The organism is Janthinobacterium sp. FW305-129 (assembly GCF_020858115.1).
In the GTDB taxonomy this organism is placed as follows: Bacteria; Pseudomonadota; Gammaproteobacteria; order Burkholderiales; family Burkholderiaceae_D; genus Janthinobacterium.
On record NZ_JACYMM010000003.1, the window covers coordinates 497,392 to 511,605 of the forward strand.

16 protein-coding genes are annotated in these 14,214 nt (G+C 62.5%); 10 read left to right on the forward strand and 6 right to left on the reverse strand.

The window, feature by feature from the left end:
- Positions 1 to 12: 12 nt before the first annotated feature.
- Positions 13 to 1,623, forward strand: a complete 1,611-nt coding sequence (locus IGS61_RS08615; RefSeq protein WP_230539196.1) for an FMN-binding glutamate synthase family protein — start codon at positions 13 to 15, stop codon at positions 1,621 to 1,623.
- Between the two features lie 181 nt (positions 1,624 to 1,804).
- The gene (gene nagZ, locus IGS61_RS08620) at positions 1,805 to 3,346 is read left to right on the forward strand and encodes a beta-N-acetylhexosaminidase (RefSeq protein ID WP_230539197.1); all 1,542 of its coding nucleotides are present in this window, start codon (positions 1,805 to 1,807) and stop codon (positions 3,344 to 3,346) included.
- Between the two features lie 47 nt (positions 3,347 to 3,393).
- On the opposite strand, the gene IGS61_RS08625 is transcribed toward nagZ, so the two are convergent.
- The 4 genes from IGS61_RS08625 to IGS61_RS08640 form a co-directional block, all read right to left on the reverse strand.
- Complete coding sequence (locus tag IGS61_RS08625; protein WP_230539198.1) at positions 3,394 to 3,564, reverse strand: hypothetical protein; 171 nt, start codon at positions 3,562 to 3,564, stop codon at positions 3,394 to 3,396.
- A 64-nt stretch (positions 3,565 to 3,628) separates the two neighbouring features.
- On the reverse strand, positions 3,629 to 3,910 hold the full coding sequence (locus IGS61_RS08630; protein ID WP_230539199.1) for a hypothetical protein: 282 nt from the start codon (positions 3,908 to 3,910) through the stop codon (positions 3,629 to 3,631).
- Between the two features lie 9 nt (positions 3,911 to 3,919).
- Complete coding sequence (feoB, locus tag IGS61_RS08635; RefSeq protein WP_230539200.1) at positions 3,920 to 5,821, reverse strand: ferrous iron transporter B; 1,902 nt, start codon at positions 5,819 to 5,821, stop codon at positions 3,920 to 3,922.
- A gap of 2 nt (positions 5,822 to 5,823) precedes the next feature.
- Positions 5,824 to 6,108, reverse strand: coding sequence for a FeoA family protein (locus IGS61_RS08640; protein ID WP_230539201.1), 285 nt, complete (start codon positions 6,106 to 6,108; stop codon positions 5,824 to 5,826).
- Positions 6,109 to 6,520: 412 nt separating this feature from the next.
- Between IGS61_RS08640 and IGS61_RS08645 the strand changes: the two genes are divergently transcribed.
- A complete protein-coding gene (locus tag IGS61_RS08645; RefSeq protein WP_086144695.1) occupies positions 6,521 to 6,736 on the forward strand; it encodes a (2Fe-2S)-binding protein in 216 nt (71 codons plus the stop codon).
- A gap of 16 nt (positions 6,737 to 6,752) precedes the next feature.
- Positions 6,753 to 7,454 (forward strand): energy transducer TonB, encoded by a 702-nt coding sequence (locus tag IGS61_RS08650; protein WP_230539202.1) that lies wholly within the window; start codon positions 6,753 to 6,755, stop codon positions 7,452 to 7,454.
- 258 nt (positions 7,455 to 7,712) lie between these two features.
- On the opposite strand, the gene IGS61_RS08655 is transcribed toward IGS61_RS08650, so the two are convergent.
- Complete coding sequence (locus IGS61_RS08655; RefSeq protein WP_071321708.1) at positions 7,713 to 8,393, reverse strand: Fe2+-dependent dioxygenase; 681 nt, start codon at positions 8,391 to 8,393, stop codon at positions 7,713 to 7,715.
- A 420-nt stretch (positions 8,394 to 8,813) separates the two neighbouring features.
- Here IGS61_RS08655 and bfr point away from each other — a divergent pair, with 420 nt between their 5' ends.
- Positions 8,814 to 9,290: a bacterioferritin gene (gene bfr, locus IGS61_RS08660; RefSeq protein WP_034745609.1), complete on the forward strand. Its 477-nt coding sequence runs from the start codon at positions 8,814 to 8,816 to the stop codon at positions 9,288 to 9,290.
- 57 nt (positions 9,291 to 9,347) lie between these two features.
- On the opposite strand, the gene IGS61_RS08665 is transcribed toward bfr, so the two are convergent.
- Positions 9,348 to 9,962 (reverse strand): glutathione S-transferase N-terminal domain-containing protein, encoded by a 615-nt coding sequence (locus IGS61_RS08665; protein ID WP_152254807.1) that lies wholly within the window; start codon positions 9,960 to 9,962, stop codon positions 9,348 to 9,350.
- A 278-nt stretch (positions 9,963 to 10,240) separates the two neighbouring features.
- On the opposite strand from IGS61_RS08665, the gene purB reads away from it, so the two are divergent.
- From purB to IGS61_RS08690, 5 genes are all read left to right on the forward strand, one after another.
- A complete protein-coding gene (gene purB / locus IGS61_RS08670; protein WP_141170977.1) occupies positions 10,241 to 11,620 on the forward strand; it encodes an adenylosuccinate lyase in 1,380 nt (459 codons plus the stop codon).
- Between the two features lie 186 nt (positions 11,621 to 11,806).
- Positions 11,807 to 12,331 carry a cytochrome b gene (locus IGS61_RS08675; protein WP_070311507.1) on the forward strand — a complete coding sequence of 175 codons (525 nt, stop codon included), beginning with the start codon at positions 11,807 to 11,809 and terminating at the stop codon, positions 12,329 to 12,331.
- 39 nt (positions 12,332 to 12,370) lie between these two features.
- Positions 12,371 to 12,925, forward strand: coding sequence for a YceI family protein (locus tag IGS61_RS08680; protein ID WP_230539203.1), 555 nt, complete (start codon positions 12,371 to 12,373; stop codon positions 12,923 to 12,925).
- 33 nt (positions 12,926 to 12,958) lie between these two features.
- On the forward strand, positions 12,959 to 13,534 hold the full coding sequence (locus IGS61_RS08685) for a YceI family protein (RefSeq protein ID WP_230539204.1): 576 nt from the start codon (positions 12,959 to 12,961) through the stop codon (positions 13,532 to 13,534).
- A 173-nt stretch (positions 13,535 to 13,707) separates the two neighbouring features.
- On the forward strand, positions 13,708 to 13,977 hold the full coding sequence (locus IGS61_RS08690; RefSeq protein WP_071075198.1) for a GlsB/YeaQ/YmgE family stress response membrane protein: 270 nt from the start codon (positions 13,708 to 13,710) through the stop codon (positions 13,975 to 13,977).
- The last annotated feature ends 237 nt before the right edge of the window (positions 13,978 to 14,214 follow it).

A 14,214-nucleotide genomic window follows, 5' to 3' on the forward strand; every position in this document is an offset into this window, starting at 1 on the left:
CCCGGAGTGCCCATGCACCTAGTACCATTTCGCTACCTGACCTTCATTGCGACGGCAGCCATCTTTGTCCTGTCCCTGTTTTACTACGATCACTACTGGCTGCCCGTGCTGGCCGGTGCCCTGACCCTGGTCGGCATCAGCGACCTGCTGCAAACGAAGCGCGCCCTGCGCCGCAATTACCCCATCCTCGCCCATTTCCGCTTCTTTTTTGAGAGCATCCGCCCCGAAATCCGCCAGTATTTTCTGGAAAGCGACAGCGAGGCGACGCCGTTTTCGCGCAGCCAGCGCAGCATCGTCTACCAGCGCGCCAAGGAGCAGACGGACAAGCGCCCGTTCGGCACCCAGCTCGACGTGTACCAGGCCGGCTACGAATGGATCAACCATTCCATCGCCCCCGCCAAGGTCACGGGACACGACTTCCGCATCGAGATCGGCAACCACCCGGACTGCCCGCGCCATAAACCGTATTCGGCCAGCGTCTTCAATATCTCGGCGATGAGCTTTGGCGCCCTGTCCGCCAACGCCATCCTGGCCCTGAACGGCGGCGCGCGCAGCGGCGGCTTCATGCACGATACGGGCGAAGGCAGCATCAGCCCCTACCACCGCGAAAACGGCGGCGACCTGGTATGGGAAATCGGCTCCGGCTACTTCGGCTGCCGCAACCAGGACGGCACGTTTTCGGAAGAGCGCTTCATCGCCAACGCCAGCTCGGAGCAAGTGAAAATGATCGAGCTGAAAATGTCGCAGGGCGCCAAGCCGGGCCACGGCGGCGTGCTGCCCGGCCCGAAAGTGACGATCGAGATCGCCACCACGCGCGGCGTGATGGTGGGCGAGGATTGCGTCTCGCCGGCGGCGCACAGCGCCTTTTCCACGCCACTGGAAATGCTGCACTTCATCGACCGCCTGCGCACGCTCTCCGGCGGCAAGCCGACGGGCTTCAAGCTGGCCATCGGCCACCCGTGGGAATTCTTCGCCATCGTGAAAGCCATGCTCGAAACGGGCATCACGCCCGACTTCATCGTCGTCGACGGCAGCGAAGGCGGCACGGGCGCGGCGCCCCTGGAATTTACGGACCACGTGGGCACGCCGCTGCAGGAAGCGCTGGTGCTCGTGCATAACACCCTGGTGGGCGCCAACCTGCGAGACAGGATCAAGATTGGCTGCTCGGGCAAGATCATCACGGCCTTCGACATCGCCCGCCTGCTGGCGCTGGGCGCCGACTGGTGCAATTCGGCGCGCGGCTTCATGTTTGCGCTGGGCTGCATCCAGTCGCAAAGCTGCCACACGGACCGCTGCCCCACGGGCGTGGCCACGCAAGACCCGCAGCGCCAGCGCGCGCTGGTGGTATCCGACAAGATCGCCCGCGTGGCGCACTTCCACCAGAACACCATGAAGGCGCTGGCCGAACTGATCGCCGCCGCCGGCCTGGCGCATCCGCAGGAGCTGCGCCCGCACCACCTGGTGCGGCGCATCTCGCCGAACCAGGTCAAACTGGCCTCGGCCCTGCTGCCCTTCCTGGAAGCGGGCCAGCTGCTCGACCCGAGCCAGCTGCCGCAGCTGCCGCCCGTATTCGGCCTGTACTGGCCCAAGGCGCAATCGGCCTCGTTCCAGCGCCTCGATTGAGACAGTGTTTGCGCAAGCGGAGCAATACCACTTAATAACCACTTGCGCAAAAACCCAAATCCAATACAATACCAAAACAAGTACAAAACCAAGGCAGCTTTTCCGGTGACCGCCTCGACGCGCCACCACGGTGCCAGAATACGTATGCCGTCGTCACAATCAATACCGGAGGAGTTGCAGCATGGAGCAGGGTTTGCGCGAGAAAATAGGACAGTTGTTCATGGTGGGCTTCGACGCCCTGCAGGCGGACGAGCATATCAAGACCTTGATACGCAACAAGAAGGTGGGCGGCGTGATCCTGTTCCGCCGCAACGTGCATACGCCCGCGCAAGTGTCGGCCCTGTGCCGCGAACTGCAGGAGATCAACGCGGAAGTGTCCGACATCCCGCTCTTGATCTCGATCGACCAGGAAGGCGGCATGGTGATGCGCATCGAGCAGGGCGTCACGCCGATTCCCGCGGCGATGGCCTTCCAGGCGGCCGGCTCCATCGACGACTGCGAACGCATGAACCAGATCAGCGGCGATGAAATGCGCCAGATCGGCATCAATATGCTGCTCGCGCCCGTGCTGGATGTGAACAACAACCGCAACAACCCCGTCATCGGCGTGCGCGCGTATGGCGAGGATGCCGCCACCGTCATCGACTACGGCATGGCGGCCATGCGCGGCCAGCGCGCCAGCGGCATGGCCGTCACCGCCAAGCACTTCCCCGGCCACGGCGACACGGCCATCGACACGCATTACGCCATGGCCCTGGTCCCGCACGACAAGGAACGCCTGCGCGCCGTGGAACTGGCGCCCTTCCGCGCGGCGATTGCCGGCGGCGTGGACGCCATCATGACGGCGCACGTGGTCTTTCCCGCCTTCGAGGCCGACACCAGCGTGCCGGCGACGCTATCGAAAGGCGTGCTGACGGACCTGCTGCGCGGTGAAATGCAATACAAAGGCGTGGTCATCACGGATTGCCTGGAAATGGCGGCCATCGCCGACGGCATCGGCATCGCCCAGGGCGCCATCGCCACCTTGCAGGCGGGCGCCGACATCGTCCTCATCTCGCACCGCGAAGCGCAGCAGACGGCGGCCATCGACGCCGTCCTCGCCGCCGTGGAGCGCGGCGACATCGCGCTCTCCCGCATCGACGCGGCGCTTGCCCGCGTGGCGGAACTCAAGCGCAACCGCGCCGTGCGCGACTGGCGCGAACGTCCCGTCGCCCCGCCGGCGCTGATGCAGCCGGCCGCCATGGCCCTGTCGCAGCTGCTGCAAAAGGCGGCGCTGCGCGTGCAGGGCGACTACCGCCCGCTCGACGCCAGCCTGCCCGTGACCCTGCTGACGGTGGAAGTGCGCTCGCGCAGCGAAATCGACGAAGTGGCGCTGGGCCGCAACAAGGAAGCACGCAGCTCGATGCTGCCGGCGCTGCTCGAAGCGGGCCTGGACGTGCGCGAGTACGCCTTGTCGGCCGAGGCGCTGGACGAGGAAGTGGCTGCCGCCATTGATTTTGCGCAAGGCGCGCAACAGATCGTGCTGCAAACGTATAACGCCATGTTCGTCGACGGCCAGCGCCGCCTGGTCGAGGCCCTGCCGCACGATAAACTGTGGCTGGTGGCGGGCCGTTTGCCCTACGACCTGGATCTGGCGCCCAAGGCGCAAGGCCGCCTGGCCGCCTTCGGCTGCCGCCCGGCCGCGCTGGTGCCGGTCGTCGACAAGCTGGCCGGCAAGGCGTAGGCGCAGTACCGGCGAAAAAAAACCCGCAGCAGCGGGTTTTTTTACGTTCAGGGCCGCTGAACTGCTGGCACGGGCGGCAGGGCCGCCACCGCCAGCAAGGCAAACGGCCCGAGGAACAGGCCGATGCCGAACCAGAGTCCCCCGTGGCGGCCGCGCCGGCTGGCCAGCAGCCAGGTGGCGACGGCAAACAGAAACATGAAGATCAACAGTATCGCCATTGCCACTCCTTGCCATGCGGAAAGCCCAGTGTAGCCCACGGGCGCGCCCGTGACCAGACGTACATCAATCCTGGCGCTGTACCTGCATCAGGATCACGCGCTTGCTGCTGCCGTCGGCCGGCGGCGTGGCGGACGGCGGCGGCGGGCTGTCGCAAGAGCCGCAGGAACCGCAGCCGCTGCCGCAACCGGGCGCCACCTTGAACAGCACCGACATCTTCGCCTCGTCGAGGCCGCAGCGCACCAGGCCGCGCACGATGGCGCGGCGCACGCCCGCCGGCAGGTACTTGGTCGAAAAATGCAGCAGCGCGGCGGCGACGATCAGGGCGACGATAAGGGTTTGCCACATGGTTTTCTCCTAAGCGCCCAGCATCAGGGCGAGACGGTACGTGATGAACGAGGCGGCATACGCCAGCGCGAACATATAGCCGGCCATCAGCAGCGGATAGCGCCAGCCGCCCGTCTCGCGTTTCACCACCGAGAGGGTCGACAGGCACTGCGGCGCGAACACGTACCAGGCCAGCAGCGACAACGCAGTGGCCAGCGACCACGAATGGGCGATCAGCGGTTCCAGCGTGGACGCCAGCGCGTCGCCCGTTTGCGACAGCGCATACACGGTGCCCAGGGCGCCCACGGCCACTTCGCGCGCCGCCATGCCCGGCACCAGCGCGATGCAGATCTGCCAGTTGAAACCGATAGGCGCGAAGATCACTTCCAGGCCGCGGCCCAGGATGCCGGCCAGGCTGTAGTAGATGGGCGGGTGAATCGCGTTGTCCGGCGCGCCGGGGAAGGTGCTGAGGAACCACAGGATGATCATCAGGCTCAGGATGATGGTGCCGACGCGCGTCAGGAAGATCTTCGCGCGCTCCCACAGGCTGACGGCCAGGTTGCGCAAATGCGGCCAGTGGTAGGCAGGCAATTCCAGCAGCAGCGGCTGGTTGCCGCGCACGCCCATGCTGCGCTTCATGACCCAGGCCACGGCCATGGCCGAGATGATGCCGGCGAAGTACAGTACGAACAGCACCAGGCCTTGCAGGCTCAGGTAGCCCCATACCTGGCGCTCGGGAATGAAGGCGGCGATGATCAGCGCGTACACGGGCAGGCGCGCCGAACACGTCATCAGCGGCGCAATCATGATGGTGACGAGGCGGTCGCGCGGGTTCTGGATGGTGCGCGCCGCCATCACGCCGGGAATGGCGCAGGCAAAGCTCGACAGCAGCGGGATGAAGGCGCGGCCGGACAGTCCCACGCCGCCCATCAGGCGGTCCAGCAAAAAGGCCGCGCGCGGCAGGTAGCCGCAGTCTTCCAGGCTCAGGATGAAGAAGAACAGGATCAGAATTTGCGGCAGGAATACCAGCACGCTGCCGACGCCGCCGATGATGCCTTCGACCAGCAGGCTTTTCAGGTGGCCGTCGGGCATGTTCGCCGTCAGCAGGGCGCCCAGGTGGCCCACGCCATCGGTGATCATTTCCATCGGCGTGGCGGCCCAGGCAAACACGGCCTGGAAGATCAGGAACATCAGCACGGCCAGGATGATGGGGCCGAAGACGGGGTGCAGCACCACGTCATCGATCTTTTCCGTCAGGTTGCCGCTGTCGCCCGTGTCGTTGCTGACGGCAGCGAGGATGCGGCGCACTTCGCGCTGCGTTTCTTCGACGCTGACGGCATCGATGGCCGCCAGCGGTTTCGCTTCCACGGCCGGCAGCGGCAGCATGGCGTCGATGGCGTTCAGCAAGGCTTTTTCGCCGTCGTGCTGCACCGCCACGGTTTCCACCACGGGCATGCCCAGTTCCTGCGACAGCTTGCCCGTGTCGATCAGCATGCCGCGCTTGCGCGCCACGTCCGTCATGTTCAGCGCCAGCAGCATGGGCAGGCCCAGGCGCTGGACTTCCAGCACCAGGCGCAGATTCAGGCGCAAATTGGTGGCGTCGACGACGCAGATGATGGCGTCCGGACGCGGGTCGCCGCGGCGCAGGCCGCCCACCACGTCGCGCGTGATGGCTTCATCGGGCGTGGTGGCCGACAGGCTGTAAGCGCCCGGCAGGTCGAGCACGCGCACGGGTTTGCCGGCGGGCGAAGTGAAATGGCCTTCCTTGCGCTCGATGGTCACGCCGGCGTAGTTCGCCACTTTCTGGCGCGCGCCCGTCAACCGGTTGAACAGGGCGGTCTTGCCGCAGTTCGGATTGCCCAGCAAGGCAATTTGTGGCTGATGCGGCGGCTTGTGCACACCCGCATCGACAATAGTTTCGACAGCACCCATGGTTATTCCGGTTGAAGCAGCGGTTGAATCGTGATCAGCGCCGCTTCGAAGCGGCGCAGTGCGAACGTGGCATTGCCGACCTTGATGGCCAGCGGATCGCCGCCGGGCATGCCGCGCTTGAGCATGCGGATATGTTCACCAGGAACGAAGCCCAGCTCCATCAGGCGGCGGGCCAGGTCGACGCCGTCCTCCGTCTGTCCGGCCGCGTGGGGCGTGATATGCAACACCGTGCCGCTCTGGCCGACTGCCAGCGCATCGAGCGTCATCAGGGGTGGAACTAGAGTCATGAGCAAATTCCGTTCAAATTAAGAACACCTGATACAGGCCACGGCGCGCGGCGCCTTGCACTGGTCCCAGGTTTGTGAGGTAAAACGCAACTGTTGCGCATTACCGACAAGCGGCCTTTCAATGTGTCCAGACGGCGGCCGTCCGAGACAATACCAGCATTATAAACATGAATGCGAATAGTTTTTATTTAGCCCGGAGAGCCGCCCCCATCAAGGGCTGCGTCATGCGGGAACACGGCCGGTCAAGCTGCGGCGCCAGGCCGCCAACTGCCACACACTTGATCAAAATCGCTTGCATTGTCCCCCGCTTTGCGCGACAATGAAACGTAATGATAATGATTCTCATTAAAACACTAGCAACAATGCTTTCCAGCACTAGTGTCTGTTCATCCTCCAGCCAGAAGGTGTATCAATGATTGTATGTGTCTGCAACAACATATCTGATCGTGAAATCCGTCAAGCCGTCGATCTTGGCCTGTCCAGCATGGCCGAACTGCGCCGCGACCTGGGCGTGGCCACCTGCTGCGGCAAATGCCACACCTGCGCGCGGGAAGTGCTGAACGATCACCTGAACGCCACGGCAGTGCTGCAAGAAACCGTATTGATGCGAGCTGTACTGACAAACTAAAGAAAGCGATAACGCCATGACGATGATGCCCCCGCCCGTAACGGTGCAGGCCGTGCCGCAATTTGCCGACTTCGACAAGAAGCGCAACAAATTCGCGCCGCTGATGGCCATCGTCGTCCTGCACATCGCCGGCTTTTACGCCATCCAGAGCGGCCTGCTGAGCCGCGTCGTCACGGCGGCCATGCCGACCATCACCACCATCAGCATCATCGCCCCGCCCGCGCCACCGAAACCGCCGGCGCCGTCCGTACCGAAAACCGTGGAATTGAGCGCCCCCGTGCCGCGCGCCGTCATCCCGCCGCTGCCGCTGATCGCCGTGGCGCCGAGCGAGCCGACGATCACGCCGCCGCAGCCGACGCGCGCCGAAGCGGCCCCCGTGGCCACCGCCGCGCCGACGGCGCCAGCGGCACCGTCGCCGACGCCACCGGCCCCGTCCGCGCCGCGCACCGTCAGCAGCGTCGAATACATCAAGGCGCCGCAGCTGATCTACCCGAACCTGTCGCGCCGCCTGGGCGAAAGCGGCACCGTGGTGCTGCGCATCCTGATCAATGAAAAGGGCTTGCCGGAGCAAATCCTGATCCACAAATCCACCGGCTACGGCAACCTCGATGAAGCGGGCCGCCAGGCCGCGCAGCGCGCGCTGTTCAAGCCGATGATCGAAAACGGCAAGCCCGTCCCGGTCTACGTGCTCGTCCCCCTGACCTTCCAACTGAGCTAGCCTTCCGGCGGCCACGGCGCCGCTGCCAGCCCGCAAGCACCGCACACCGTGCCCTGCTTGCTTTTTTACGCCCTGTTTTCTGTACCAGTCAAGCAACTGCTTGTTTCAGTCTGCCAGCCTACATCCCCGGGCCAGGCAGACTTTTTTTTGCCCGCGCATTTGCGCGACTGCACCGCGAAGCGCACAGGGCAAGGCGCGACGGCGAAGACAGTACGAATGTACGGCGAGCCTAAGCAACGCCGCCATGCGCGTTTCGCGTTACATCTCCGCCCACATCCGCAGCAGATTGTGATAATGCCCCGTCAAGCCCACGGTGGCCGGCGAATCGCCGTGTTCGCCGCGCACGCTCTGGATGTTTTGATCGAGCTCAAACAGCATGCTGCGCTTCCAGTCCTCGCGCACCATGCTTTGCGTCCACAGGAAGGAGCAGATGCGCTCGCCGCTGGTGACGGGCAGCACCTGATGCACGCTGCTCGACGGATACACGATCACGTCGCCGGCCGGCAGTTTCACTTCATGCGTGCCATACGCGTCGACCACCACCAGTTCGCCGCCCTCGTATTCGTCCGGCTCGCTGAGGAACACGGTCGAGGAGACGTCGGCGCGCATCGACTGCATGCCGTTCTTCGGCGTGCGGATGGCGCCGTCGATGTGCAGGCCATAGTGCTCGCCGCCCGCATAGCTGTTGAAGAAGGGCGGCAGGATGCGCAGCGGCAGCACGGCGGCAAAGAACAGCGGGTTGGCCATCAGCGCGCGGCTGACGATTTCGCCCAGCTCCAGCGCCAGCGGCGAACCTTCGGCCAGCTGGCGGTTGCGCTTGACTTGCGCCCCTTGCGCGCCGACGCTGGCGCGCCCGTCGACCCAGTCCGTCTGCGCCAGGCGCTGGCGAAACTGCGTCACCTGTTCCGGCGTCAGCACGCCGGGTATATGCAGCATCATCTTGCTATCCTTTGTAGTGAATTTCCCGGTGATTATCGCATCGCCATCAGCGGCAAAGAATACGTAAAAGCAAGAATGGCGCAAACATTTTGCGCCGTTTCCACGCGACACCCCAAGTCCGCTGAACCTGCATGAAAGACCGCATGAACGCGAATGAGAATGGCCTTCATTTTCCTTAACAAATAAAAAACGGAAAAATAGGGCAATCCATTTGAGAATGGGTTTTATTCGCACGATATTTACGTTAAAAAGACGGAAAAATGCCGTTTAGCGCCCGAAACCGCCCCTATTTTGCGCTATCATGCGGGCATAGCGAAACCGGCAACCTGCGCGCCACCAGGCAGCCCTGCGCCACCCGGCAGTGAACGCCAGCAGCCTGCGGTTTCATCATCGAACGCGACACAGAACAAAGGAATTCCCATGAAGGGCGATAAAGAAGTCATCCGCATGCTCAACGCACAGCTCACCAACGAACTGTCGGCCATCAACCAGTACTTCCTGCATGCGCGCATGTACAAGCACTGGGGCCTGGAAAAGCTGGGCAAGAAGGAATACGAAGAATCGATCGGCGAAATGAAACACGCCGACAAGCTGATCGACCGCATCCTGATGCTCGACGGCCTGCCCAACCTGCAAGCGCTGCACAAGCTGCTGATCGGCGAGAACACGCCGGAAATGCTGGAATGCGACTTGAAGCTGGAACGCGCCGCGCACGCCACCGTCAAGGAAGGCATCGCCATCAGCGAAAAAGCGGGCGACTACGTCTCGCGCGATCTGTTCCTGATGATCCTGGAAGACACGGAAGAGCATATCGACTGGCTGGAAACGCAGATCGACCTAATCGCCAAGGTCGGCATCCAGAACTACCTGCAAAGCCAGATGGCGATTGAGGAGTAATTTCCTTCGTCAGGCGCAAAAAAACCGGCAACAGCCGGTTTTTTTTCGTCCGGGCCTTTACTGCGGCACGGTGTCCTTGAACGATTGCCGCTCGGACAGTTTGTCGAACAGGCGCGCCAGCGCCGGGTGATCGGCGCGCCAGTCGATTTCCGGGAAGCGGAAGCTGAGCCAGCCCAGGGTACACCCCACGGCCACGTCGGCCAGCGTGTAATTCTTGCCGGCGCAATAGGCGCTCTCGCCCAGGCGCGCCTCGAGCGCCGCCAGGCCCAGCGTGATTTTGTCGAGCTGGCGCGCGATCCAGGCAGCGCTTTGCTGCTCGGGCGGACGCTGCGTGCGCTCCAGGCGCACCAGCACGCCCGCGTCGAGGATGCCGTCGGCCAGCGCTTCCCAGTTCTTGATGTCGGCCCGTTCGCGGCCATTGCCGCCGGCCGGCAGCAGCTTGCAGACGGGCGTGAGCGTGTCGAGGTATTCGACGATGACTTTCGAATCGATGAGCGTGCTGCCATCCTCCATCACCAGGCAGGGCACCTTGCCCAGGGGATTGGCCTGGGCGATGCGGGTTTCCGGCACCCACACGTTTTCCAGCTCGAAGACATAGTCGAGCTTTTTTTCCGCCAGCACGATACGGGCTTTGCGGACATACGGGCTGGCGAGGGAACCGATCAGTTTCATAGGTACTTTAAGGTAAAGGAGCAGCAAGCAGTATAGCATCGGCGGCCGCCGCCTTTTGGCAGCGCGCGCCCGGCGCTCCCCGCAGTGTGGCAGGCATGCCGCATCGGGGCCGGATTCGGCCGGATTGCGGTGCGCCGGAGCCCGACGGACGGCTGGCCAGCGGCCAGCGGTGGTAAAATCGCCCTTTACTGTGGCGCCGTCAGTGTTGCTGTATTGCAATAGCCCTGCCCTCCCCGCGCGCCACACGCCAACCGTTTCTTTAACTTGCGTCCGCTCTCATGACTTCTACTACTCCGTATTCCACGCTGTCGGCCCTGTCTCCGCTCGATGGCCGCTACGCCAGCAAGACCGATCTGCTGCGCCCGATCCTGTCCGAAGCCGGTTTCATGCACCACCGCGTGAAAGTGGAAATCTCCTGGCTGCAAGCGCTGTCGCAAGCCGGTTTCGCCGAAATCAAGCCGTTCTCGGCAGAAGCGAGCGCCCTGCTCGACAAGATGGCGGCCGATTTCTCGGAAGCCGACGCGGCCCGCATCAAGGCCATCGAAGCGGTCACCAACCATGACGTCAAGGCGGTCGAGTACTGGCTGAAGGAACAAGTGGCGGACGTGCCGGAACTGGTGGCGGCGTCGGAATTCATCCATTTCGCCTGCACCTCGGAAGACATCAACAACACTTCGCACGGCATGATGCTGAAAGCGGCCCGCGACGGCGTGATGCTGCCGGCCCTGCAAGGCTTGGTGACCAGGCTGACGCAGATCGCGCACGACAATGCCGACGTGCCGATGCTGTCGCGCACGCACGGCCAGACGGCCAGCCCGACCACCCTGGGCAAAGAATTCGCCAACGTCGTGGCCCGCCTGCAGCGCGCCGTGAAACGCATCGAACAAGTGGAAATCCTCGGCAAGATGAATGGCGCCGTCGGCAACTACAACGCCCACCTGTCGGCCTACCCCGGCTTCGACTGGCCCGCATTCTCGCAGGCCGTCATCGAGCAGCGCCTGGGCCTGGTCTTCAACCCGTACACCATCCAGATCGAACCGCACGACTACATGGCCGAGCTGTTCGACGCCTTCGCGCGCGCCAACACGATCCTGCTGGACCTGAACCGCGACATCTGGACGTATGTCTCGCTGGGCTACTTCAAGCAAAAACTGAAAGCGGGCGAAATCGGCTCGTCGACCATGCCGCACAAGGTCAACCCGATCGACTTCGAGAACTCGGAAGGCAACCTGGGCCTGGCCAATGCCGTACTGAAACATTTGTCGGAAAAACTGCCCGTCTCGCGCATGCAGCGCGATTTGACGGATTCGACCGTGCTGCGCAACATCGGCGTGGGCCTCGGTTACACCTTGCTGGCCTATGACAGCTGCCTGCGCGGCCTGAACAAGCTGGAAGTGAACCACGCGCGCCTGGCGCAAGACCTGGACGCCACCTGGGAAGTACTGGCCGAACCCGTACAAACCGTGATGCGCCGCTATGGCATCGAAAACCCGTACGAGCAACTGAAAGAATTGACGCGCGGCAAGGGCATCTCGAAAGAAGCGCTGCAAACCTTCGTCAACGGCCTGGCCATTCCGCAGGATGCCAAGGACGTGCTGCTGACCATGACGCCGGGCAACTACATCGGTATCGCGGCGCAATTGGCCAAGGCAATCTAAGCCACAATCTGTACCTGGATCAAGCAGATCCACTCCCGCGGGGCGGCCAGCACACAAATGCTGCCCGCCCCGCGGTTTTTCCCGCACGCTTTCTTGTAGAATCTGCAGCACGCAGCGCAATTTGCTTTTCTTTGGTATATTAGGCCGAATTAGTCCTAACACGTACTACATTCAAGAAAGCCGCCGATGCAACGCTACACCACCACCGCCATCATCCTGCACTGGCTGACCGCCCTGCTGATCATCAGCGCCTTTGTCATGGGCCTGGTCATGACGGACATTCCCGGCCTGACGCCCACCAAACTCAAATATTTCTCCTGGCATAAATGGCTGGGCGTGACCGTGCTGGCCATCGCCGCCATCCGTTTGCTGTGGCGCAAGGCCAACGTACCGCCGCCGCATCCGGCCAGCATGGTTGCCTGGCAAAAGAAGGCGGCCGACGCCATGCACGTGCTGCTGTACATCCTGATCTTCGCCGTGCCCATCTCCGGCTACCTGTACACCCTGGCCGCCGGCGTGCCGGTGGTCTACCTGGGCCTGTTCCAGTTGCCCGTGATCATGGCGCCGAACCCGGAACTTAAGCCGCTCTTAAAAGAAATTCATTATGTTCTGAACATGACGATGGCCGCCGCCGTGGCCGCCCATGTGCTGGCGGCGCTGAAACACCAGTTCATCGACCGTGACGGCGTGCTGAAACGCATGCTGCCATAACGTCCTCCCCTTGCTCACTGAAACACAGGAAAAAACAAGATGAAAACCACCCAACGCATCGTCCTCGCTTCCCTGCTGGGCCTGTCCGTGGCCGCCACCGCCGCCACCCTGCTGAAAGTCGATCCCGCCAAGACCAGCGTGTCGGCCGTGTTCAAGCAGATGAACGTGCCCGTGGAAGCGAAATTCAAGAAATTCAATATCGCCATCGATTACAACCCGGCCACGCCGGACGCTTCGAAGGCGTCGGTGGAAATCGAAACGGCCAGCATCGATATCGGCGATCCGGAATACAACAAGGAAGTGGCCAAGAAAGAATGGTTCAACTCGGCCCAATTCCCGAAAGCCACCTTTGTCTCGAGCAGCATCAAGGCCGCCGGCGCGGGCAAGCTGACGGTCAGCGGCAAGCTGAGCATCAAAGGCAAGACCACGGACGTGACTTTCCCCCTGACGGTGAAGGCCGATGGCGGCAAATACGCGTTTGACGGCGCCCTGCCGATCAAGCGCCTGACCTACAACATCGGCGAAGGCGAGTGGAAAGACACGAGCATGGTTGCCGACGAGGTCACGATTAAGTTTCATGTTTCTGCTCAGTAATCGCCACACCCCTTGTTCAACCTTAGGATATTCATGACATTCAAGCATTTGATGATCGCCGTGCTGGCAGCCGCCGGCGCGGGTTCGGCCATGGCCGCTACCGACACCTACAACCTCGACCCGACGCACACCTTCCCCAGCTTCGAAGCCGATCACATGGGCATGTCCGTGTGGCGCGGCAAGTTCAACAAGACCAAGGGTACCGTCACCCTGGACCGTGCCGCCAAGACGGGCAGCCTGGACCTGGTGATCGATGCCGATTCGATCGATTTCGGCCTGGACGCCATGAACACGCACGCGAAAAAAGCGGACATGTTCAACGTCGAGAAATTCCCGGCAATCACCTACAAGAGCACATCGTTCAAGTTCAACGGCGATCAATTGGTGGAAGTCGATGGCGAACTGACCCTGCTGGGCGTGACTAAGCCCGTCAAATTGAACGTGAGCAAGTTCAAGTGCATCATGCACCCGCGCTACAAGCGTGAAGTGTGCGGCGCCGATGCCAGCGCGGAATTCAAGCGCAGCGACTTTGGCCTGAACTACGGCATACCGGCGTTCTCGCCGGAAGTCAAGCTGGCCATCCAGGTGGAAGCGATCAAGGCCGACTAAACACGACCTTGCCGCATGACAAGCCCGCCTCGCTGCCCGCAGCCAGGCGGGCTTTTGCATGCGCCATGCGAATCCGCTGGACTTTTCTATCGTGCGGCATCAGTATCAATTTGCCATGACGTGCAAGCCGCACCGCTCTGGCACAACCACTCACCCAACGTGCGGAGGACTACATGAATTTCATAATCTGGATCGTTATTGGCGGCGTCATCGGCTGGCTGGCCAGCATGGTCATGAAAACCGATGCGCAACAGGGCATCTTCCTCAATATCGTCGTCGGCATCGTCGGCGCCTTCCTGGGCGGCTGGCTGCTGGCGCCGCTGTTCGGCACGGGCACCATCAATAGCGACAATTTCAGCCTGTCTTCGCTGCTCGTTTCGTTCCTGGGCGCCGTGATCCTGCTCGGCATCGTCAATCTTTTGCGCCGCGGCAAAATACGCTAGACCAGCAACACACGGTCCATCACGAGGAGGCCGGGCCGCGCAAGCGTCCGGCCTTTTTTTATTGCCGCCAGGACATGTATGGACAATACCACAGCCGCAGCACGGAAAAATGCGTCCTGGCAGCCAGTTTCTGCCCCTGCAGCGCCGAGAATAGTGCCATTTAAGCAATCGACTACAAACATGCTCCCCGGAAAATGTGATTGACTAGTGCCGGTTCGATACGGATACTCTATGTCG